At 53.0% G+C, this 23,506-nt stretch carries 12 protein-coding genes and 1 other RNA gene; 3 read left to right on the forward strand and 10 right to left on the reverse strand.

The window, feature by feature from the left end:
• The gene (locus tag OGX91_RS15905; RefSeq protein WP_286626808.1) at window positions 1–1,269 is read left to right on the forward strand and encodes a Y-family DNA polymerase; all 1,269 of its coding nucleotides are present in this window, start codon (window positions 1–3) and stop codon (window positions 1,267–1,269) included.
• Here the strand turns inward: OGX91_RS15905 and OGX91_RS15910 are convergent.
• The 8 genes from OGX91_RS15910 to smpB form a co-directional block, all read right to left on the reverse strand.
• Window positions 1,262–1,933 (reverse strand): SOS response-associated peptidase, encoded by a 672-nt coding sequence (locus tag OGX91_RS15910; protein WP_137379016.1) that lies wholly within the window; start codon window positions 1,931–1,933, stop codon window positions 1,262–1,264. The genes OGX91_RS15905 and OGX91_RS15910 overlap by 8 nt on opposite strands.
• Window positions 1,934–2,164: 231 nt before the next feature.
• Window positions 2,165–2,542: a hypothetical protein gene (locus OGX91_RS15915; protein ID WP_286626810.1), complete on the reverse strand. Its 378-nt coding sequence runs from the start codon at window positions 2,540–2,542 to the stop codon at window positions 2,165–2,167.
• A gap of 481 nt (window positions 2,543–3,023) precedes the next feature.
• Window positions 3,024–3,387: a transfer-messenger RNA gene (gene ssrA, locus OGX91_RS15920) on the reverse strand.
• A gap of 72 nt (window positions 3,388–3,459) precedes the next feature.
• Complete coding sequence (locus tag OGX91_RS15925) at window positions 3,460–4,623, reverse strand: beta-barrel domain-containing protein (RefSeq protein ID WP_149692480.1); 1,164 nt, start codon at window positions 4,621–4,623, stop codon at window positions 3,460–3,462.
• Between the two features lie 7 nt (window positions 4,624–4,630).
• On the reverse strand, window positions 4,631–6,817 hold the full coding sequence (locus OGX91_RS15930; RefSeq protein WP_286626811.1) for a type I secretion system permease/ATPase: 2,187 nt from the start codon (window positions 6,815–6,817) through the stop codon (window positions 4,631–4,633).
• Window positions 6,814–8,223 (reverse strand): TolC family outer membrane protein, encoded by a 1,410-nt coding sequence (locus OGX91_RS15935; RefSeq protein WP_149692445.1) that lies wholly within the window; start codon window positions 8,221–8,223, stop codon window positions 6,814–6,816. The genes OGX91_RS15930 and OGX91_RS15935 overlap by 4 nt, the downstream gene beginning before the upstream one ends.
• A 101-nt stretch (window positions 8,224–8,324) precedes the next feature.
• A complete protein-coding gene (locus tag OGX91_RS15940; protein ID WP_286626813.1) occupies window positions 8,325–19,289 on the reverse strand; it encodes a BapA/Bap/LapF family large adhesin in 10,965 nt (3,654 codons plus the stop codon).
• A 581-nt stretch (window positions 19,290–19,870) separates the two neighbouring features.
• The gene (gene smpB / locus OGX91_RS15945; protein ID WP_003031211.1) at window positions 19,871–20,353 is read right to left on the reverse strand and encodes an SsrA-binding protein SmpB; all 483 of its coding nucleotides are present in this window, start codon (window positions 20,351–20,353) and stop codon (window positions 19,871–19,873) included.
• A 154-nt stretch (window positions 20,354–20,507) separates the two neighbouring features.
• On the opposite strand from smpB, the gene ratA reads away from it, so the two are divergent.
• Together ratA and OGX91_RS15955 are read left to right on the forward strand one after the other, a co-directional pair.
• On the forward strand, window positions 20,508–20,951 hold the full coding sequence (gene ratA, locus OGX91_RS15950) for a type II toxin-antitoxin system toxin RatA (protein ID WP_040234063.1): 444 nt from the start codon (window positions 20,508–20,510) through the stop codon (window positions 20,949–20,951).
• A complete protein-coding gene (locus tag OGX91_RS15955; RefSeq protein ID WP_003839823.1) occupies window positions 20,935–21,231 on the forward strand; it encodes an RnfH family protein in 297 nt (98 codons plus the stop codon). The genes ratA and OGX91_RS15955 overlap by 17 nt, the downstream gene beginning before the upstream one ends.
• 50 nt (window positions 21,232–21,281) lie before the next feature.
• Here the strand turns inward: OGX91_RS15955 and bamE are convergent, their stop codons facing one another.
• Together bamE and recN are read right to left on the reverse strand one after the other, a co-directional pair.
• Complete coding sequence (bamE, locus tag OGX91_RS15960; protein ID WP_003826401.1) at window positions 21,282–21,626, reverse strand: outer membrane protein assembly factor BamE; 345 nt, start codon at window positions 21,624–21,626, stop codon at window positions 21,282–21,284.
• A 149-nt stretch (window positions 21,627–21,775) separates the two neighbouring features.
• Window positions 21,776–23,437: a DNA repair protein RecN gene (gene recN / locus OGX91_RS15965; RefSeq protein WP_286626815.1), complete on the reverse strand. Its 1,662-nt coding sequence runs from the start codon at window positions 23,435–23,437 to the stop codon at window positions 21,776–21,778.
• Between the last annotated feature and the right edge of the window lie 69 nt (window positions 23,438–23,506).

Consider the following 23,506-nt stretch of genomic DNA (forward strand, 5'->3'; position numbering starts at 1 on the left):
ATGTTTGCTCTGGTTGATGTGAACTCGTTTTATGCCAGTTGTGAGACTGCATTTCGGCCAGACCTGAAGGGAAGGCCGGTTGTGGTTCTCTCAAACAACGATGGCTGTGTTATTGCCCGTAACGCGGAAGCCAAAACGATTGGTGTGAAAATGGGAGACCCGTATTTCAGGCAAAAGGACTTATTCCGCCGATGTGGTGTTGTTTGCTTCAGCAGCAATTATGAACTGTACGCAGATATGTCCAGCAGGGTAATGGCCACACTGGAGGCATTGTCACCACGATGCGAAATTTATTCGATAGACGAAGCTTTCTGTGACCTTTCCGGTGTGAGGAATTGCCGCGTTCTGGAGGATTTTGGGCGTGAGTTAAAAGATGCGGTTTATCAAAATACTGGCCTGGCGGTCGGCGTTGGCATTGCTCAGACAAAAACACTGGCCAAGCTGGCAAATCATGCCGCAAAAAAATGGCAGAAACAGACGGGGGGAGTGGTGGATTTATCTAACCTCGAACGCCAGCGCAAACTTATGTCCGCACTTCCGGTTGATGATGTCTGGGGTATCGGGCGGCGTATCGGCAAGAAGCTGGAGGCCATGGGGATTAAAACGGTTCTTGAGCTGGCTGATACTGATATACGTTTTATCCGGAAGCACTTCAATGTTGTCCTGGAGAGAACAGTGCGCGAGCTTCGTGGAGAGCCCTGTCTTGAACTGGAGGAGTTTGCACCAGTAAAGCAGGAAATCGTCTGTTCCCGGTCGTTTGGGGAACGCATTACCAATTATGACGCTATGCGGCAGGCCATCTGCAGTTATGCGTCGCGCGCTGCGGAAAAGTTGCGTGGCGAGCATCAGTTTTGCCGGTTCATATCGACCTTTGTCAAAACGTCACCCTTTGCGCTGAACGAACCGTACTACGGTAACAGTGCGTCAGTGAAGCTGCTCACCCCGACACAGGACAGTCGGGACATTATTGCAGCAGCGACGCGAAGCCTGGATGCAATATGGAAAGACGGGCACCGATATCAGAAAGCAGGAGTCATGCTGGGAGACTTCTTCAGTCAGGGCATAGCCCAGTTGAATCTGTTCGATGATAATGCGCCGCGTCGTGGCAGCGAGAAGCTGATGGAAGTTCTCGACCATCTGAATGCAAAGGAAGGCAGAGGGGCACTTTATTTCGCCGGACAAGGGATTCAGCAACAATGGGCGATGAAGAGAGAGATGCTGTCACCACGATACACGACTCGCTATGAGGATCTGCTTCAGGTTAAGTAACAGGCTTAATTAAATCTGCTCCCTGATTTTTCACATTCCCGACGGCACGCGTTACGGCATGCCATATAAATTTATCAGCCGACACGGAACCGTCGGCCGCAATTTCCGCAGCTTCTTTCCCTCCAATGTCCTGCCTCATCCATTCGCGAGCGGCTTCTGGTGAAAGTACCAGAGGCCGCCTGTCGTGAATATCTACCAGCCCTTTGTCGGCCGCAGCTGTCACTATCAGGAAACCTTCTGCTTCATCTCCACGTTCGAATGGTGTGCTGCCGATCGCCGCCATAAAAATCGGCTGACCGTCTGCCCGGTGAATAAAGTAAGGTTGTTTCTTGTCGCCTTCCTTTTTCCACTCAAACCATCCATCAGCAAAGCAAATTGCGCGACCATGCTGCCAGAGTGGTTTAAACATTCTGCTGGTGGCAGCAGTTTCAGACCGTGCGTTAATGAGCGGCGGTTTATCCCACCAACCGGGGGCGTATCCCCAGATAACTGGATCAAGATGCAACTGCTCATCACGTTCGCTCAGAAGCAGAACTTTTGTTCCTGGCGCTACGTTGAATCTTCCGATGGGTTCTGGATCGTATGGAATATCGCGTTCTGATTCATCAGCGAGAAGGGCAAGATAATCTTCACGCGTCATTGACTGTGAAAAGCGTCCACACATAGAAACCTCCGGTCATGCGTTTGACTGAAAGTGTAGTAGATGTGGATGGGGGAGAGGATGGCAATAAAAAACCCGGCATTGCCGGGTTTTTCTGTTAAGCGGCTTTCTTAACAGGTTTTTTCTTAGATGCGCGTTGGTTTAGATCATCAATCAGACCACGAAGCCGATAAGAGTTCAAAAGAAGTTTCTGCAATGATTTATTCATAGCGTTTTGTGCTCCTGCTCTGGTTACTACCAAGTATTGGGTTGAATTCCGTGATTAACAACTTGTTCATGAGCCTCAAGGGATTTCTTCAAATCCTTCTGCTGAACAGCCATTAAAAGACTTTCTGCATACATGATGCCTTGGCGGATATTCATCAAGCCCACGCTGGCTCCTGCGGCATCAATGTCATTCTTTTCTGTTACCATACGCTCAATGTCGTGATTGAGCTCTTCCGCGCCTGCTTTCATTTTAGCTAAGGAATCTTTAAGTTCTTTAAAACTCGGATTCGTTAACTCATACAGACCTTCCATGCCGTGAACAGAAAAAAGCGATCCTAACGATTCTAAAGCATAGACAACCGACGCAATAGCCTTGTCGTATGCATCCTTTTCTTCTTGTAACATTGCAACCTTTGACCATATGTATGCAGAGTAAAATTGGTCAATCATCATACTCTAATAATGGGTACTATCAAGCCTAAATACAATAAGCATTGGCTGAAAGTTGTGATAGAACGCACTAATACGCAAATGCTGTGATAACTATGTGAAAGTGCTGTACTAAGTTTATACACCTAAAATCGGTAAACGAAAGACAAACTTTATGATGATATTAATCAATCATTGTGAATGGTGATCGATATCATAGCTGGAGCCATAATAATTAGACAGTTACGAGCGCGTTAAACAAAAAAGCATCCTTACCAGTCAGAATTCTCAGTAAGAGGAAAACAAAGAAGCCCGCATCAGCGGGCTTCTTTGTTACTACAGAGCCGCGGCTCCTTTGCGTATCCTTTTTTGTCCCCTCACCGTCTGGTCGGTGTCCTGCTGAGACTGCTAACTTCCTGTTATTGCTAGTGCTGTCCTGGCACTGTCCAATCATGATTGGTGGAGCTGGCGGGAGTTGAACCCGCGTCCGAAATTCCTACATCCTCGGTACTACATGCTTAGTCAGTCTTTACATTCGCCTGGCACCTGCGGACAGACACGCCACTACCAGACTAGCCTGATTAGTTTTAACGCTTCAACCCCAGGCAGGGCATCCACGCGATCTCTTTTGGGTTTGACCTCTCTTTGATCCCCGTCTTAAGAGCGGAAGCTAGGGAGAGAGGGCTCAGAGCAGGTTATTAAGCTGCTAAAGCGTAGTTTTCGTCGTTTGCGACTATTTTTTTGCGGCTTTTTACGAGGCCAACCGCCCCTCGGCATGCACCTTGGGTTTCGCGAATCCCGTCGAATCCAGAATCAGCCCCAATGTGTTAGAGCAAGTATAACAGACTTGTGACACGCGTGACCAGCCCCCACAACCCCTTAACCGCAAGGATTTACCGCTCGCGCAGTGCTTCTTTTGCACGATTAAATGGTTTGATTAAATAGTCGACGATGGTTTTTTCACCTGTTTTTATATCCACAGTAGCAATCATGCCCGGTACGATAGAAAAATGGCGTCCCAGCTTGTTCTGCAAAAAGTCCTGATGGGTTCGTATGAAAACGCGATAGTAAAAGATCTCCGGCTTCACTTTGTCCTGAATGGTATCTGGGGAGATGGTTTCGACCACGCCCTCCAGCCCTCCGTAAATGGCGTAGTCATAGGCAGTAATCTTTACCAGTGCCCGCTGTCCGGGGTGGATAAACGCGATATCGCGCGGTGACAGGCGGGTTTCAATCAGCAAATGATCGTCTACCGGGACAATCTCCATCATTTCGCCGTTAGGAGGGATAACGCCGCCAATCGTGGTGACCTGGATGTTTTTTACGATACCGCGCATCGGGGCGCGAACGGTCAGGCGGGTGACGGAATCTTCGCGACCTTTTAAGATGGCCGCCAGCATATCTACCTCGGCGTTGGCCTTCGACAGCGCTTCACGCGCCTGCACGTAATATTGCGAGCGCAGATCGGTGATTTTTAATCCCAGATCGCTTTTTTGGCGTTGCAGGCGCAGCACTTCCACATGGCTGGCGGCACCACTCTTCTCCAGCCGTTGGGTAATGGCCAGTTCTTTATTTACCGAGACCAGCGCATCCTGCAGTTCCGCCATAGAATCAGCAACCTGCGCGCGACGGCTTTTATACAGCCGCGTTTCAGAGGCGATAAGATCCGGCCAGGCTTGCAGCGAGCTGGGGAACGTTAGCTGCAAATCGTTGACTTCGGCATTCAGTCTGGCGCTTGACGCTAAAGATGCACGGTATCGGGCGGCGCTTTCCCCAACGTTGGATTCAGAACGCGTTGGGTCGAGGCGGGCGACAATCTGGTTGGCCTGAACTTTATCACCTTCGTGCACGCTGAGTTCGGCGAGGATCCCTCCGTCAAGCGACTGCAATACCTGTTCGCGAGAGCTGGGGATGACTTTCCCACTGCCGGTAGAGACTTCATCCAGCTTGCCGAAATACGCCCAGATCCCCAGGACAGCAAACAGCAGTGTGCTGAGCAGAATAATGCGACTGGCGCCGGAAAAACGGTGTTCCTGGCGGATATCGAGGTCGTCCATGGCGGCGTCATGCGGATTGGTTTTCATTTTTCCACTCCCGACCGTGAGTCTGTGCAGGTGCCCGATTTGCATTTAGCGCCTGCGCTTTTGGGGCATCCATGACCAGTTGACCTTCTTTGAGCACCACCACGCGCTCGACCAGCTCCAGAACCGGAACGCGATGCGTGGCGACAACCAGTGTGCGGTTGCCCAGCCACTGGTTTAACCGTTGTATAAATTCCCGTTCGGTGTGTTCATCCAACGCGGCACTGGGTTCGTCGAGCAGTACGATATTGGGCGATCGCAGTAACATTCTTGCGAGCAGAATTGACTGACGCTGCCCGCCGGAAAGTCCATTACCGCCTTCCATAATGGGGTGCGCCAACCCTTTGGCGAGCTGTTTGACGAATGCTGACGCGCCACTGACCTCCAGCGCGTCGAATATCTGCGTGTCGCTGGCATGCGGTGCGCCGAGTGTCAGGTTCTCGCGTAACGTACCGAAAAAAAGCCGTGCGTTCTGGCTGAGAAAGCCGATATTACGGCGTAAATCAGCCATATCGATTTGCGCCAGGCTCAGGTTATCGAGTCGGACATCTCCCTGAATAATCTCCACGCCGCCCGCCATAGCCTGTAGCAGGGTTGATTTACCCGCGCCATTACGCCCGAGAATAGCAATCCGCTCTCCGGGCATCACTTCCAGACGCGAGATGCGTAACGGTACGCGCTGGTCGTCACTGTGGTAGCGAAAGTGCGCATTTTCAAACAGATAGTGGCCACGGAAGATTTCCTGGTGTACCCGGTCTTCATCGTGCTGCGTCTCGGTGGGAAGTTGCATAATGCTGTCCAGCCCCATTTTGGCCGCTTTGACCTGCTGCCAGCGAGCCAGCACACCACACAGGTTAGCCATTGGGGCAATCATTCTGGAACCGAGCATCGACGCCGCCACCACGGCCCCGGTGGTCATCGTGCCTTCAATAACCATCGGCGCGCCGAACATAATGATGGCGGCGTAGACCAGGCTTTGCACTGACATGCCCCAACCAATTAGCCCTTGAGTCAGCCTGCGCGTGCGCAGCCCTGACTCGCCAGTAATACGGATGTAGCTGTTCCACTGCTGTAGAAAGCGGTTTTCCGCCTGCATCAGCTTGATGTCTTCCAGCCCCTGAACGCTTTCGACCAGTACCGCGTTGCGCAGAGTGGATTCATGCGTGGCCTGGTTAGCAAGTACCGCCAGCTTCTTCTGTAACAGCAAGCCAGGCAGGATCATCAGCAGGGCGGCGACGGGGGCTATCCACGCCAATGGCGGGGCAATACAGGCCAGCACCACGATAAACAGAAAGAAAAACGGCAGGTCGACGATGGTCGACATGGTTGAGGATGTGATCATCTCCCGGATTTGCTCCAGCTCGCGGAGTTGGGAAATAAAACTCCCCGTTGAGCGGGGGACGGCGCTGTTGCGCAGCCGCAATGCGTGGCTAAACACGCGATCGGAAATGCGCATATCGGCGCGTTTGCCGAGCAGATCCATAATGTGGGTACGCGCTTCGCGAAGCAAAAAGCCAAACAATACCGCGACCAGGACGCCGGTCGAGAGAACATAGAGTGTCGGATACGACTGGGCGGGGATCACCCGGTCGTAAACCTGCATCGAAAAAATAATCCCGGCAAGCGACAGGACATTAATCAGAAAGGCGGCAATCATGACGGGCAGGTAAGGGCGGATATCTTGTAAAACCAGCTCGCGTATCCAGTCGGGTCTAAAGCGCGAAATATAGCGATCAACCCGACTGTCTTTTAACGCCGATAACGGGCGCAGTGCGGTGATAGTATGGATTTCTGGCAGAAGCTCAGCCACCACCAGCCGGTTGCGTTGTCCCTCGTCGGTAATAATAAAGACATCCAGTGCGTCTTCACCGTTGAAATGTTCTAACACCATGATTTGGCCGCCGTGCAGTTCCGCCACCACCGGCAAACGCCATTGGTTAAGTACCTGCTTTGCGGTATCCAGCGTATGAAAGGAAAGTCCCGCCTGGCGTGCTAATTGCGTCAAAGCAAGGGTTCTGTTTTTCCCCTCGAACCATGGGGCGTTAGCCTGAATAGCACCAGGCGAGCAAGTGAGGCGATAGTGACCGGCAATGTGGGTAACTGCCTGTGCCCACTGCCTCAGGGCGGGTTCGCCAATAGCATCTTCAATAACCGGCTCGACGTCGCTCATAGCTGGATCTCCACCGATTGAATACTGCGGTTATTTAAGGCGAACGCCTGGCGCAACGCTCCGGTGTTGTAGAGGCAGTTCAGTTGTAACTGGCGAAGCTGGCTTTGGGTCTGAAGTTCGGCAAAACGGGCCTGGTACACCTCCTGTTCGGCGTTAAGAACATCAAGTAATGGGCGTGAGCCGAGATCCAGATACTGCTGTTGATACAGTTCACGAGTGCGTTCGCTCAGCCGCTGCTGGCGGCGCAGGATCTGCAGGGCAGTCGCGAGACTCATCGCCTGACTGCGGGATTCCAGTAATTTCTGTCGTACTTCGAGTCGAGTGCGCTGAATAGAGTACTGTGCGGACTCTACCGCGTGGCTGGCGGCGTTGCGTCGGGCGGTGAGACCGCCGCCCTGATACAGCGGCATTTCGACTTTTACCCACGCTGAGTACTGCGTTTTGTCGAGCACCTCATGACTGGGGTATTTGTCGTTGAGATAGTGTTGAACCGATGGCTCCAGAGAGATGGTTGGCGTCATCTGTGCGTTGGCGTAATCCAGGTTGGCCTGCGCGACGTTCGCCTGCGCCCATGCCGCCAGCACCGCGGGAACTAACTTATCCTCCGGTTTTACCACATCGCAACTGCTATCCAGTTTTACCGGAAACTCATTGCTGATGCCGTTAAGCGAGTTCCAGCCGAGATAGCTCATCAATGTCGCTTTGCTACTGTCGAGATTGGCCTGATATTGCGCCAGCTGTGAACGAGCAGACTCAATACGCGCATCGGTTTGCACCACGTCTGACAGCGAGGTCGCCCCTTCATCATTACGTTCTCTGGTCAGTCGACCAATACCGTTTAGCGCGACCAGTTGCTCTTCGGCGGCATCCACCATCTGTTGCCATGTCTGAACCTGGACGATGGCATTGGCGGTAGCGTGAGCGACAGTATCGATGCTGAGTAACACGTTTGCCTGTTGCTGCGCTGAACCGGCGGTTTCGGCGCGCACCTGGCTGGCGACTTTGCCGAAGTCATACAGCATTTGTGACACCGAAATGACCAGTGCAGGGCTGAAGCCATGGTCAGTGTAGGTATTGCTGTAGCCGTTGTTCATTCCGGCTGTAACTTGCGGATAATATTTCGCTTTCGCCACGTCTATCTGCTCATTTTGCGAGAGCAGTTTGCCAATGGATTCACGAATAGAAGGATGCCAGCTCACGGCGCGGCTCACCGCGTCGTTAAGCGTCAGGCTTCCGGGAGCGGCAACGCTCAACGGTAGATCGGCCACAGAACCATCCAGAGAGGGAAGCATCTGACTGGCTGCCAGCCCTTCCGGCGTAATAACTTGCGGTTCATCTTCGGCATTCGCACGAACGGAACAAAACGTTAATGCCAGCATTACAGCAACAGGGGCGACATTTCTCATAGTTTATCCCTTGCAAAATAGGGCCGTGACGACTGTTATTGCCCCGGACGTCATGGCATCCGGGGCTGTTGTTATATCGTTATAGCGGTATGGCGTTCGTTTCAGGTCACAATGTGATTTTGTTGCACCAGCTCATCGAGCGTGGTGTGGACGTTCTCCAGTGTTACGAGGTTAGTGGTGTGGTACGTGCTGCCTGTACCGTCGCGATCAATGGAAACGATGGTGTTGTTACCGCTGGTGGTCACTGTGAGGTAGTTGCCGAGCGTGGCGTTTTGTCCGTTCCAGCCTACCAGCAGGTCGCCGATGTCGATTTTGTCGCCCTGAGCCAGTGAGAAGTTGGTCCAGGTGTCTGTCGTTCCGTTACCACCCGTTGTATCGCTGGCCTTAAGCAGGTGATAAATCAGCGTATCGCCGTAGACCGAGCCGGTGATCACGTCATGCTGTGCGGTGCTTGCCATCTGCGGATTCATATTGATGGTCAGCGTCGCGGTGTCCGTATGCCCGTTTTGGTCGTTAAGCGTGTAGGTGAATGTCTCTTTGCTGGTCATCGATGCCACGGTTGTACCCGGTTTCAGCGTATAGATGTATGAGCCATCCAGATTCATGGTCAGTGAACCATAATGACCCTGGATTGTTGTGCTACTGATGCTGCCGGTCGGATTGAGTGTGGCGGTACTGCCGTTAAAGCCGGTGATAGTGAGCTGGGTATGGACGGTTGAGAGCTGATCGTGCGTGCCAGCGGCATCACTGCCATCAAAAATATTGCCATTCATCGTCGTGGTGTTAACGTCCCAGGTATTGAGGTGCCATGTCGTGCCCGTGACGTTCGGCGTAATGCTGACGTTGCCAACGGCCAGTCCCCCCATCGTTCCTGTGAAACTGATGCTGTAATGACCAGCGGCTAGCTCGGCATTACCCAGCGAGACGGCAATTGAACTGCCTAACAGGCTGATAGAGCTGGCGGGTACAGAGCCTGAAAGCGAGAATCCGTCAGGACCGGTGATTGTCCAGGTTACGCCCAGCGTACCGACGGTGATAAGTGTGCCGATGCTGAAGTTGAGCGTGGCGCCTTTCAGTACGTCATTTGTTGCGATATCAAACGAACCTGAACCAGTTGCTTTGCTCCCCAGCGTCGGAATCGTCGCTGTGCCCAGCGCGCCGCTTCCGTATGCCGCAGAGTCCTGAACGGTACTCACCGCCATCATGCTGCTGACATCATTTACTGCGTCCAGCGCCTGCGGGGTCGCCGTAATGTTCAGCGAGGCGCTTCCTGTATCGCCATTGGGGGCTTTGACCGTATAGACGAAACTGTCCGGTGTGCTGATACCGTCTGCGCCCAGTCCGCTTTTCAGGGTGTAGGTATAGTTCCCCTTCGCATCAATAGTCAGGGTGCCGTATTGTCCGTTAATACTGGTGGTGCCCGTCCCGTTAATCGCAACACCATTCACTTCGGTGATGACGCTGTTTATCGGAGCCGAGTCATTGACCAGAATATTACCGTTGGTTACCGCGCTCAGGCTGTCGACGGCGTAGGTGTGATCGGCCTGAATATTCAGGGTATAGCTGGTCAGCAGCGTCAGGCCGCCGGAAGCGTTTAGTAGGAACAGATAGTCACCGCCCGGCAGCGTAATGGTATACGCCGGTGAATTGCCGCTCAGTAGGGCGGTGATCCAGTTCGGCTGTACCCGGTACTGCTCATACTGCTGAATAGACTCGTTGAAGCGGTAGACATAGAGATCAAAGCCGCCCAGCGTTACGCCAAGTACGCTGGCCTGAACCGTTATCGTTCGGGTCGCGCCGTCATCAACGTTGAATTTAATCGGGTTGGTCAAACCGTTGACCAGGCTGACATCCAGCAATTGTCCCAAACCAACACTGGCGAGCGTGAAGCCGGTTTGTTGTGATGGATGGTTGTCGACTGCGATGGCCTGCGTCCCGTAAGTCAGCGCAGCCACATCGTCTGCTGCCGTTACCGTGCTGGTGGTTGGGGCCTGACCCAGCGTGACCACCAGTTTTGCCGAGGAGTGATCGCTACCATGCGTCAGCGTGTAAGTGAAACTTTCGGAACGGCCATACACTGAGATTGACGTATTGGTCAGGGTATAGGTGTAGCTACCATTCTGATTGATATGCAGAATGCCGTATTTCCCCTGCACATCAATGCCGCCCGCCGGGACGTTCACGACGTTGCCGTTACCGTCAGTGATAGTGGTGACCAGCGTGCCGGAAGGGGCGTTATCTTGACCGTGAGTTGGATCGGTATCGGTGATGATGTTACCGGATTCTGTGGTTCCCCCGGTGATGGTTCCGCCGTTGGTTTTCACCACGGCAACGTCCAGGCTGGTGTAAGCGCCGGTCGCCAGCAGGTTAGTGTTGAAGCTAACCACGCGATAATCCCCACCTGTCAGCCCATCATAATTGAGCGTCACTCCAGAGGCTCCGATGGTTAGCAAACTGGCAAAATTGGGTTTCGAGGTATCGACCACGGTTATCCAGGTGTTGAGCAAGGTGTCATAGCGCTGGATAACAATCTCCATTGAGCTTAATAGTGACAGCACAATGCCGGTCGCCGCGGCGTTGATGGTGATGGAGCCACTACCGCCAGACTGGATGCTGAAATTAACACTTGCTGTGTTGTTACCCAGCACGTTGGCGACATTACCCAGTGCGTTCACCAGCAGGAAACCGTAATCGCTTTGATGCTCAGTGCTGATTGTCACGTCAGTCTGTAGCGGCAAACGGGTGACATTATCTTCTGCCAGCAGGGGGAGTACCGGCGCGATGATGCTGGCAGGCGATGACGTGTTGCCTGCCGCGTCGGTTGCCGTTGCAGATAACGACTGACCTTCAATCTGGCGTACAGGCAAGGTGGCACTGTAGACCCCACTGCTGTTGGCGACCGCTGTCACGCTGCTGCCACCAGGCAGGGATATCGTAACCGTACTGCCGGCTTCGGCGATGCCGCTCACTGTTCCGCCATCGGCGCTGATCAAAATCGTAGGGGGTGGCGGTGGCGTGGTATCCACAATGACGCTGAACGAGCCAGACAAAACGCTCGAGCCGTTGGCATTTGTGGCGTTGGCGGTAAACGCGTGGTTGCCTTCGCTCAGGGCGCTGCCTGGCGTAAAACTCCAGATCCCATTCCCGTCAGCGGTTGTGCTACCCATCAACGTGCCGTTGTTATACAGGTTGATAACGGCGTTTGCCTGCGCAGTTCCGCTCAGTGTTGGGCGGGTATCATTCGTGGTTTTCCCGGCGGTGACCAGACCCGTGATGGTGCCGACATCATCGAATACGCTGGAGATCACTGGTGCGGGAGGAACACCGGTAAATGGGGCCAGCACGTTTCCTGTGATGCCGGTATTGCCAGCGGCATCCTGTGCGCTGACCAGCAGCGTTTGCCCACTAATTTGCGGTGGATTCAGGGTAAAGGTGAAGTTACCGGAAGCATTCGCTGTTGTGGTGCCGAGTACCGTTCCGCTACCGGAGGTGATAATGACCGTGCTGTTCGCTTCGGCCACGCCGGTTAACGCCGTTCCATTGGCATTGACCGCCAGCCCGGTTGGAACACCGGGGGCGATGGTATCGACCACAATGGCTGCTGCAGACGATAATCCACTGGTATTCCCCGCTGCATCTGTCGCCGTGATGGTAAAAGAATGTGCCCCTTGAGCCAGAGCAGAGGACGGCGTGTAACTCCAGTTGCCGGTGCTGTCAGCCGTTACGCTGATGACAAAACTGCCATTATCATAAATATCGACTCGCGCGTTGGCCTCTGTGGATCCGTTCAGGGTTGGGCGTGAGTCATTGGTGGGCTGGTTGCTGCCAATCGCACCGGTGTTGGGGCCAACATCATCAATAATGCTACTTATTGAAGGCTGTGCCGGAGCAGCGGTGTCCACCACCACGGTAAAACCTGTTGTTGCGCCGCTGGTATTACCTGCCGCATCGGTAGCGGTCACAGTGAAGGTATGGGATCCGATCGCGAGCGGCGTGGTCGGGGTAAATGTCCAGCTATTATTGCTTTGCACCAGCGCAGTACCAAGCAGAGTGTTCCCGTCATAGATACTGACAGTGCTACCGGCTTCGGCGGTACCGTTGAGCGTTGGGCGGGCATCGTTGGTTAGCTGCCCATTGTTCAGCGCTGCATTGAAAACTCCCCCTGCGATGTCATCTATGACCGAGATCAGTTGTGGGATTGGCGGTGGGTTCGTATCGACATTAATAATAAATCCGCTTGAGGTGGCACCGATATTGCCTGCGGCGTCTGTGGCGATGGCAGTGAATGTATGTTGACCGTTGCTCAGTGTGGGTGGCAGATATTCCCACGTCCCATCTATTGTGGCTGTTACCGTCCCCAGTAGCGTGCCGTTATCGTAAATCGCGACCCGGGCATTCGCTTCCGTTGAGCCACTGAGCAGCGGACGGGTGTCATTGGTCCAGGCTCCACTGGACAGAGTCCCTGTGCCGGGCTGTACATCATCGACGGCCTGGATAATGGTGGGGGCAAGCGGGGCAACGGTATCCACAATGATGTTAAATGTGGCGGATGGTTGACTGACGTTTCCGGCTGCGTCCGTGGCGGTCACCGTGAGCGCATGGTTACCATTTCCAAGTCCGCCTGTTGGCGTGAAGTTCCAGGCTCCATTGGCGTCTACCGGAGCGGTACCGAGATAGGTGCCATTGTCATAAATTATGATCGTGGAATTGGCTTCTGCCCTACCACTGAGCGTGGGTTGCGCATCATTTGTGGTCTGGCCGTTGTTCAGACTGCCCGTCAGCGGGCCGATATCATCTGCGACCTGAGAAATGATGGGTATACCCGGCGATACCGTATCAACGATGAGCCCAAAGCCGTTCGACGCAAGGCTGGTGTTACCTGCACTGTCGGTCGCGGTGACGGTCAATGTATGCGGGCCGTTGCTCAGTGCATCCGTTGGGGTAAAGTTCCAGATACCTCCCGCACCCACGGTGGTGGTGCCAATGGGTTGACCATCGCTCAGAACGGTAATGGTCGCTCCCACTTCGCCCGTGCCGCTCAGTGCCGGGCGTGTTTCGTTTGTCGTCTGCCCATTGGATATCGCGCCTGTTGTGGGAGCCGTATTGTCCAGCACCGTGCTAATGATGGGGGGCGGCGGGGCGATGGAATCCAGTTCGAGGGTAAAGGATGAAGATACCCCACCCATATTGCCCGCCTGGTCGGTGGCAACGGCGGTAAAGATGTGTTGCCCCTGAGTCAGCGGGGTATCCGGCGTGAAGCTCCAGTTGCCGGTCTCATCAACCTGGGTTGTACCAATATCAACGCCTTTATCGCGGATGGTGATAGATGCGCCGATCTCTCCTTTGCCGTTCAGCGTGGGTTGTGCATCGTTAGTCAATTGTCCGTTAGTCAGCGATGTGTTGCCGGGTTGATCGTCAATCACCGAGGTAATGCTCGGCGCCGCGGGTGGCAGCGTATCAACTACCAGAACGAAAGGTGGGCTTGCCGGGCTGATATTGCCAGCACCGTCCATGATGGTTGCGGTTAACGAATGATTGCCTTCACTAAGTGCTGGAGTTGGCGTAAAGCTCCAGTTGCCGTTTTCATCACTGGTGGTTGTGCCAATTACCGCGCCATTATCGCTAATGGTAACCACTGAATCGGCCTCGGTGACACCAGCAAGCGTTGGGGTGTTGTCGTTGGTTAGCTGTCCGGATGTAAGGGACTGCGGGGTACCGACGTCGTCCGTTACCGTCACAATAGAGGGCGCGCCTGGGATTAACGTATCGACAATAATCCGGAAGCTGTTGGAGGGATCGCCCTGGTTGCCAGCCGCATCCGTTGCGCGTGCGGTAAAGATATGCTCGCCTTCTCCCAACCCATTTGTCGGGGTATAGCTCCAGTATCCGCTGCCACTCACGGTTGTTGTGCCAATCGCGATACCTTTATCGTAAAGGGTGATAGTCGCACCCACTTCGCCGGTTCCATTGAAGGTCGGGCGTGCATCGTTGGTAATTTGTCCGGTATCTAACGATCCTGTGCCCGGTAATACGTCGTCAATCACGCTGATGATCGCGGGTGCTGGTGGGGCGCTAGTATCGATAGTAATGGCGTAATTGGGCGACAACCCACTGGGTTCTGTGTTTACAGTTTGCGATACGGTGAAATTGTAGGTCGTGCCGTTTGTCAGCGGGGTGAATAATGGATAGCTCCATGCGCCGGAGACTGCATCGGCGGTGACCGTACCGATTACATTCCCATCCTGATAAATTTTAACCGTTGCTCCTGCCGTGGCGGTTCCTTGTAACAGCGGTAAGGTGTCATTGGTGGTTTTACCGTTGCCAATCACTCCTGTAACGGGCGAGACATCATCAATGATTTCGAGAGTTGGCGGATGCGGAATGCTGGAAGTAGCCGCGTTAAACGGCGTAGAGTCGCTGCTATTGCCCGCCTGATCCAGGGCGATTGCATTCAGATTCTGCCCCGTAGTTTGTGCGGGTGAAATCGAGACGGTGTAGACACCTGTAACGCTATTCGCAATACCCTGACCCAGTACCGTGGTACCATTTCTGATGATGACGGTGCTGCCGGGCTCGGCTGTCCCGCTCACCAGCGTGCCGTTCGGGTCAACATTGGTGACGATTGGCGCGGCGGGAGGCTGCGTATCGAGTATCAACATTACAGGGTTTCCTGCCGCCAGGGAATTACCCGCGGCATCCCTGGTGCCGAACGTCAGCGTGTGCGGGCCATCTCCCGTCAGCGTAATCTCAATACTCCAGCTACCATTCGCCGCAACGAGGGTTTCGGCAATAGGATTGCCACCATCGAAAATGACGACCGTACTGCCCGGCGCACCGGTTCCGCTGATTGTTGGGGTGGTATCATCCGTAACGCTACCGTTGGTCAATGAACCGATAATGACGCCAGCGTCATCTTCAATATCCGTAACCTGCGGTAAGGTCAGCACGGTGCTGCTAACCGTAAACGCGACGCTGTTTGATGGGGTACTGGCGTTCCCTGCCGCATCGGTTGCAATGGCCGTTAGCGTATAACTTCCGTTTGCCAGTGCCGTCCCTGGAGTAATACTCCAGGTGGTGCCAACCACCGTTGTGGTACCGATAATCGTACTGCCGTTGTACAGCGTGATCGTGTCGCCGTCAGTGCCGGTTCCGTGAATAGTTGGCGTCGTATCATCTGTTATTGCGCCAGGCGCAAGATCGCCCTGGAAACCACCGACATTATCATTGACGACAAGAATAACAGGGGGGACAGAGGGCGTTGTATCGATCTCCAGGAGGATGGCATTTGATGGCGGGCTGACGTTGCCAGCAGGATCGGTCGCCGTAATGGTCACCTGATAAACATCCTGGGGAAGTGGCACTGATGGTGTAAAGCTCCAGCTACCGTCTGCCCCAACCGTCGCGGTACCCTGCGACGAAGAGTTGCCATTAAGATAGAGGGTAATGAGATCGCCGACACTCCCCGTGCCGCTGAACGTTGGCGTGGTGTCGTTAGTCATGCCGTTTGTCACGACCCCGGTTATCGGATTGACGTCGTCCGTAATGGTGGGGGGGAGCGGTTGCGTTGGCGGCAGATTATCCACCGTCAACGTAAAGCCCGCCGATGGGATCCCTGTGTTGCCCGCAGCGTCGGTCGCCGTGGCGGTGAATTTATGCGGCCCATCGGCAAGTGAGGTCGGGGTAAATGTCCAGGTGCCGTCTGGCTGTACGGTAGTGATGCCGGCGAGGCCGCCATTCTCATAAATCGTAATTGTCGCACCCGGTTCACCTGTTCCGGATAGTTTAGGGTTGTCGCTTTTCGTGCTGCCGCCATTACTCAGTGCTTTAGTTTCAATGCCAATAAGCCCTTCCGCAGAGGTGATGATCGGGGCCGCGGGGGGCGTTGTGTCGACAGTCAGCATGAAACTTCCGGCGGTACTGGCGTTACCCGCCGCATCTGTCGCGATAGCTGACAATGTGTGCGAACCTTCACTAAGTGGCTGGGCGACCGGGAAACTCCAGCTTCCTCCGGCCACAACGGTGGTCGTTCCAATCGGTGTGGCACCATCGTAGATAGTGATGGTGGAGCCAACTTCTCCGGTCCCCTTCAGTGACGGCAGGTTATCGTTTGAGCTTCTACCAGAAGGCAAGTCAACGGGCGCATTGCCGATGTCATCTGTGGCGGCTGAAATGACAGGAGTCGCTGGAGGCTGGGTGTCAACGGTAATGGTGACCGCGACGGGGGAGGTGACGACGTTACCGGCGGCATCCGTTGCGGATACTGTAAAATGATGGTCGCGATCGGCAAGCTGCTTGTTGTCCGGGACGGTATAGCTCCTGGTACCTGACTTGTCGATGAGCATCACCGTTATCAGCAAACCGTTATCATACAGGTTCACCAGCGAGCCTGGCTCGCCGGTCCCGGAGAGGGTCGGCGTGTTGTCGTTGGTTATCCAGTTGTTATTCGCGATGTTACCCGTGATGGTTCCTACGTCATCGTTAATCAGAGTAATGACCGGGACGGTCGGCGCGACGCTATCGACAATGATTTTCCAGTTGGCGGCGCTACTAGTGTTGTTGGCGGCATCGGTTGCCGTAACCGTAAATACGTGTGCGCCCTGGCTCAGCGCGGTGGTCGGCGTGTAGTCCCAGTTACCATTGATATCGGCGGTAACGGTGGTAAGCAGGGTGCCATTATCATAAATTTTTACCTGCGAGCCCGCTTCGGCGGTGCCTTTAATTTCCGGTTTATCGTCGTTTGTCAGCGTGTTGTTATCAATTTTTCCGATGACGTCGGGAACATCGTCTAAGACGGCAATAATAATCGGTTGGTCTGGTGCGGTAATATCCGGAGCCAGCGCGGAAGCGGGCAGACTTTCGTTGCCTGCGCTGTCCGTTGCAGTCACTTTTACCGTTTCACCCTTGTTTTGTGACGGGGTGATCGACACGGCAAAGTGGCCACCGCTGTCTGCCTGACCCACGCCAATCGTATTCCCGTTGCCGTCTTTTACGGTGATAGTGCTGCCGATTTCAGCATGTCCACTGACTGAACCACCATCCCCGGCGACAATCACCCCTGTTGGTGCGTCAGGTGCGGTGCTGTCTGGCGCGGTGACTGCTGTGTTATCGCTGGTATTACCTGCTGCATCCGTTGCGTTGGCGACAAGATGGTCGCCGTTCGTTTGTGGCGGAACCAGTGTGGCGGTGAAATCTCCGTCTGCATCAGCGGTGGTCGTGCCAATGATAGTGCCACCAGGATTGAGAATATGTACGGTACTGTTGGGCTCTGCCATGCCGGAAACCTGATCGCCCGCGTTATTGATTGTCAGGTTTGTGGGCGGTTGCGGGGCGGTGATATCGGGAGCGAGTGCTGTTTCTGGCAAACTCGGGTTTCCTGCTGGATCGGTAGCGATAGCGGTTATGGTTTCGCCATTGGTTTGTGGTGGGTTTATGGTGATGGTAAACGAGCCATCTGGCCCGGTAACACCACTGCCGATTAAATGATTATTATTGTCGGTTATAGTCACGGTACTGCCGGGTTCAGCCGTACCAGTGACGACAGCGCCATCGGCAGATACATTCAGATCGTCTGGTGATAACGGCGGCTGAGTATCGATATTGATATTGAATACCGTCGATATTCCCCCCGTACCCAGGTGGTTGGTTGCCGTAGCGGTGAAAGCGTATGAGTCATCCCGCAAGTTTGTGCTGGAGGTCCAGTCCCAACTACCGTTGCTGTCGGCGACAACGCTGTCGACATATACCCCGTAATTGTAAATTTTAACCGTACTGTGAGCGTCAGCTGTCCCGGAAAGCGTTGGGGTCGCATCATTAGTGGACTGATTGTTGGTCAATGACCCAACGGAGGGCGCGACATCATCTATAACGCTGACAATCACGGGTACGCCTGGAAAACCGGAATCTGAGGCACTGAATGAGGTATCTGGCCCGATATTGCCTGCTTTATCCTGAATCTTTGCTGTCAGCGTTTCACCATGTGTTTGCGAGGGCGATATGCTAATAGTGAAGGTGCCGCCTGAACCGGCGATGGCTGAACCCAGAACCTGGTTGTTACTGCCAATGATGGTGACAGTGCTTCCGGGCTCTGCACTACCCGTCACCGTGGTGCCTTCCTGATTCACTGAAGAAATTACTGCGGCGGCAGGTGGGGTGGTATCGACGGTAATGACCCAACTGTCTGAGATTGCGCTGCTGCCCGCATTGTTTGATGCGCTGACCGTAAACTGGTGAGTGCCTTCCGCGAGCGGGGAAGATGGAGTAAACGTCCAGTTCCCGTTAGCATCGATAGGGACCTGACCTATTTCGGTACCATTATCGAAAATATGTAAGGTGGCATTTGCGGGACCAGTGCCCTGAAGTTCTGGCGTATTATCATTAGTGGATATCTGTTGATTGACAATGCCAGTAATGGGAGCCTGATTGTCAGTGACGCTGGTAATAATCGGTACGCTTGGCATCGTGGGCGTTGTCGTGGGTGGCGAGCCGTCATCACCATTTACTTCGTTGCCATTTCCGTCGCCAGCACCATTTCCTTCATTGCCATTGCCATTGCCATTGCCATTGCCATTGCCATTGCCATTGCCATTGCCAGCATTATTACCATTTTCGCCACTACTGCTACCACCGCCACCGCCACCGCCACCGCCACCGCCACCACCACCGGCGGCGAGGCCGATTCCCCCAGCCACGGCGATCCCGCCAAGAACCCAGGGCCAAACTGCGCCGCCTTCATGACTGCCTTCGCTCGCCATTAATGGGGTGAGATCGTCCAGATGCTGATAGTGGAATGCCCCATCAGTATCCTGAACCCACCATAGCGCGCCATTGCTGTCTTCCAGGACAAGCTGGTTTTGCGCATCACCTTTTCCGACATAGAAGTTTTTAATGGTGATGGTTTCACCTGAGCGGAGTGTGACAACCAAATCCTGATTAACGCGTGCGAGTTGGCTCATCTCCTCACGCGATACCGACAGTTTCACGATAGAAGGCGAACTTAGCGTTACTTCAGAGGATTCAACATTTGTGGAAACGCCAGTTAATTTTGATACAACGGCGAGTAGACGCATATGTTCACTCCTGATGGCATGCCGGGAGTATTAATCCGCAACAGCGCGTTGGGAAAATGAGCAGACAGGGGTCCGTTCATCATAAAAATGAATTTATACTTGTAATTTCATTGATTAGATCAAGCAGATGTTATTTTATTGATTAATTACGCTCGGGTCCTTTGGATTGAATAGTTCTTTCGTATTAGATGATATAGTCAGAAAGAAAGCATTCTGCAACTTATCCATATTAAAAAATACTTAGTCATTTGAAAAAGATACTTTTCAGTATGCTTTTAACAATTGATGTTGTTGTAACTTATTGTATATTAATGTCTTTGTTTTACTGTAAATGCACGTTGATATAATAAACACCAGTAACAATAGTGTTATTAAATAAGTGAAAAATATGAGCGACATGGTCTTGAGATTTTATTTTATTAGACTATGGACTGCTATGGTAACGTTAGAGAGGTTTATTTCATACCTGAACGATTCAGCACAAATAAACTATAAATCTGGTGAATGTATTGTGTGGGTTTCAATAACTAAAAAATAAGAACCAGCCTCAGGAGGAGAGACTGGTCACAGGGAAATTGTGTTTAACGGCCTGCATTTTTCATAATACGAGCTTTGTCCAACTGCCACTCACGTTCTTTTACATCGGAACGCTTGTCGTGCTGTTTCTTCCCTTTTGCAACGCCAATTTTGACTTTGCACCAGGCATTCTTCCAGTACAGCGAAAGTGCCACGACGGTGTAACCGTCACGATTCATGCGTCCATATAAGGAGTCAAGTTCGCGTTGGTTTAACAGAAGCTTACGGGTGCGAGTAGGGTCACACACGACGTGCGTTGAGGCAACAGCCATCGGCGTGAAGTTGGCGCCAAACAGGAACGCTTCGCCGTCTTTGAGAATGACATAGCTATCGCCAATATTGGCCTTTCCTGCGCGCAGGGATTTGACTTCCCAGCCTTGTAATGCGAGCCCAGCTTCGAACTCTTCTTCAATAAAGTATTCGTGTCGTGCGCGCTTGTTGAGCGCGATTGTGGCTGAGCCAGGTTTGTGTGCTTTTTTCTTCGTCATAATGCCGCTCAGTATAGGTAATCTGGAATTGAAAAACACCCCATTTCATCCAGCGGGGCGCAAGGCGCTATCTTAGCACGAGTTGGGCTTTAGCGTTTTTTTTAGCGGATGATAAATGGTATTATTTGCACGATTGATATTGATGGAAATTGTTATGCCTCAGATTAGCCGGACCGCTTTAGTACCTTACAGTGCGGAACAGATGTATCAGTTAGTGAATGATGTTAAATCCTATCCTCAGTTTTTACCGGGTTGCACCGGAAGCCGTGTCCTGGAGTCGACTCCGGGGCAGATGACAGCGGCTGTGGATGTTTCTAAAGCAGGGATTAGCAAAACGTTCACCACACGTAATCAACTGACCAGTAACCAGAGCATCCTCATGCATCTGGTCGATGGACCGTTCAAAAAACTCATTGGCGGCTGGAAGTTTACGCCGCTGAGCCAGGAAGCGTGTCGCATTGAATTTCATCTTGATTTTGAGTTCACGAATAAACTGATCGAACTGGCATTTGGCCGTATATTTAAAGAGCTGGCGTCGAATATGGTGCAGGCTTTCACGGTTCGTGCAAAAGAGGTTTACAGTGTCAGCGTCGGCTAAAATTGTCGTTGAAGTAGCATACGCGCTGCCCGAGAAACAGTATTTACAGCGCGTCACGCTGCAGCAGGGTGCAACCGTTGAAGAGGCTATCCGCGCTTCCGGGCTGCTGGAATTACGTACCGATATCGATCTCAGTAAAAATAAAGTGGGCATCTACAGCCGTCCGGTTAAGCTTGCTGATGTTCTGCATGACGGCGATCGGGTGGAAATTTATCGGCCGCTGATTGCCGATCCGAAAGAACTGCGTAGGCAGCGAGCAGAGAAATCCGCTAAAAAATAACAGACAATAAAAAAGGTGCTCATTGAGCACCTTTTTTTGATCTTTTAGACCTACTTGTTGTCGGTCAGAGCGGGTTTGTTATCAATGTTGGTCAATACGCCGCTGCTGTTAAAGGTCAGCGTCAGCGTTTGCTGAGTAACGCCTTCATGCCCTGGCTGCTGACGGAACACATAAAACCAGGTGTTAGTACCAAAAGGATCGGACATCATTGGTGTACCCAGTGCATAAGCAACTTGCTGTTGCGTCATACCTGTACGCACTTTGGCGACATCGGTAGGTGTCAGATAGTTTCCCTGGTTGATGTCAGGGCGGTAAACCACTCGCTCCAGAGTGGAACAGCCTGCAGTCAACATCAGTAGTACTGCTGCAGCAGCAGTCAGCGTTTTACAGCGCATAGTGATTTGATTCCTTTTCGGGCCCGAGCAGTACGCGGCTCATATGTAATATGCCGATGATAATAGACCTTTCACCACTTTAAAACCTTTTGCTGTCGGGTCGGTCGGCGATTTTATGTTGAACTCAGACCTTCACAAGGTAAAAAAGTTTATGCCGCCAGCAGTTCTTTTGCATTTGCGAGGGTATTGCGCGTCACTTCGCTACCGCCAAGCAGGCGGGCTAATTCCTGCAGGCGAGCGCGTTTATCAAGCGGCTGCATGTGTGTTTCAGTCATCGCACCGTCAGTTTCTTTGCTGACATAGAAATGCTGATGGCCGCAGCCAGCAACCTGCGGCAGGTGGGTGACGCACATCACCTGGGTTGATTCACCCAACTGGCGCAGTAGTTTACCCACAACCGCTGCCGTCGGGCCGCTGATGCCGACATCCACTTCATCGAAAATCAGCGCCGGGGTTTCCATTTTACGTGCGGTAATAACCTGAATAGCCAGCGCAATGCGCGACAGCTCCCCACCGGAAGCGACTTTCGCAATCGGCTGTAACGGCTGACCCGGGTTAGTGGTCACTTTAAACTCTACGCGATCGGCACCGTCTGAGCTCAAATGATGTTCCTCAAATTTCACATCAATGCAAAAGACACCGTGCGGCATTGAGAGAGTATGCATGCTCTCTGTAATAAGTTGTCCCAGCTCCAGAGCATAATGCTGGCGCTGTTGGTGCAGCATTTTTGCCGTTTCCAGTGCCTGCAGGTGGTGATTGTTCACCGCCAGGGTTAAGGTTTCGAGAGAGTCGGCCTGATCGTCCAGTTGCTGTTGTTCATCCAGCAATGACTGATAGAACTGTGGTAGTACTTCAGGGGCAACATGATGTTTACGCGCCAGCGAGATTTGCTTAGAAATTCGCTGTTCCAGTTCGAACAAGCGGTTAGGGTCTAAATCCAGACGATCGCAATAGTGGCGCAGCTCGTCGCTGGCTTCACTGAGCTGGATGGTCGCCTCTTCCAGCATGTCCAGAATACCGGAGAGCTTACCGTCCATTCCCGCCAGTTCACTAACCAGCTGTTTTGCGCTGTATAGCTGGCTTTGCAGGTTAATGTCTTCGCCGTCTGCCATGATAGCCAGCGCTTGCTGGCTGGTGGTGAGCAACTGCCCGCTGTTAGCCAGACGCTTGTACTCTTCATCAATTTGCTCAAACTCGCCCACTTGCGGGTTGAATTCGTTCAGTTCCTTTAATTGATACTGCAACAGCTCAGCCCGGGCCGCACGTTCATGGCTTTGTTGCTGATGATGCGCCAGGTCGCGGCAGCTTTGGTGCCAAAGCTGGTAGCGCGCGGCCATTTCCTGAGTCAGGGTCACTTCATTGGCATAACCATCAAGCAGCGATTTTTGGTGTTCAGATTTCGTCAGGAGTTGGTGCGCGTGCTGGCCGTGGATTTGAATAAGCAACTGTCCCAGCTCGCGCAGTTGCGACAGCGGAACGGCGGTACCGTTAATAAAGCCTCGGGAGCGGCCGTCGCTGCTGATAACGCGACGCAGCAAACACTCACGACCTTCCTCAAGCTGGTTTTCTTCCAGCCAGCGTAGCGCCGCAGGGGTGTCTTTTAAAGAGAAACGCGCACACAAATCGGCGCGTGTGGCATCTGTACGCACCATGTCGGCATCGGCTCTGCCGCCCAGGCATAAACCGAGAGCATCAATGGCAATGGACTTACCCGCACCGGTCTCACCGGTAATAACGGTCATTCCGCTCTGAAAATCGATCTCAAGTTCACGAACGATAGCAAAATTGCTGATGGTCAGTTGTGCCAACATAGCTGTTTTCCTGTATGAAAAACCATAACTGTAATTACATACAGTATAAACTGGTTTTTTATACAGTAA

It is taken from the genome of Citrobacter sp. Cpa228 (assembly GCF_030333085.1).
GTDB classification, from domain to species: Bacteria; Pseudomonadota; Gammaproteobacteria; order Enterobacterales; family Enterobacteriaceae; genus Citrobacter; species Citrobacter pasteurii.

Excerpts from the sequence above, each read along its gene's own strand:
- OGX91_RS15905 (WP_286626808.1), top strand. The coding sequence starts at position 1 with ATGTTTGCTCTGGTTGATGTGAACTCGTTTTATGCCAGTTGTGAGACT.
- OGX91_RS15910 (WP_137379016.1), bottom strand. The coding sequence starts at position 1,933 with ATGTGTGGACGCTTTTCACAGTCAATGACGCGTGAAGATTATCTTGCC.
- OGX91_RS15915 (WP_286626810.1), bottom strand. The coding sequence starts at position 2,542 with ATGTTACAAGAAGAAAAGGATGCATACGACAAGGCTATTGCGTCGGTT.
- OGX91_RS15925 (WP_149692480.1), bottom strand. The coding sequence starts at position 4,623 with ATGGACGACCTCGATATCCGCCAGGAACACCGTTTTTCCGGCGCCAGT.
- OGX91_RS15930 (WP_286626811.1), bottom strand. The coding sequence starts at position 6,817 with ATGAGCGACGTCGAGCCGGTTATTGAAGATGCTATTGGCGAACCCGCC.
- OGX91_RS15935 (WP_149692445.1), bottom strand. The coding sequence starts at position 8,223 with ATGAGAAATGTCGCCCCTGTTGCTGTAATGCTGGCATTAACGTTTTGT.
- OGX91_RS15940 (WP_286626813.1), bottom strand. The coding sequence starts at position 19,289 with ATGCGTCTACTCGCCGTTGTATCAAAATTAACTGGCGTTTCCACAAAT.
- smpB (WP_003031211.1), bottom strand. The coding sequence starts at position 20,353 with ATGACGAAGAAAAAAGCACACAAACCTGGCTCAGCCACAATCGCGCTC.
- ratA (WP_040234063.1), top strand. The coding sequence starts at position 20,508 with ATGCCTCAGATTAGCCGGACCGCTTTAGTACCTTACAGTGCGGAACAG.
- bamE (WP_003826401.1), bottom strand. The coding sequence starts at position 21,626 with ATGCGCTGTAAAACGCTGACTGCTGCTGCAGCAGTACTACTGATGTTG.
- recN (WP_286626815.1), bottom strand. The coding sequence starts at position 23,437 with ATGTTGGCACAACTGACCATCAGCAATTTTGCTATCGTTCGTGAACTT.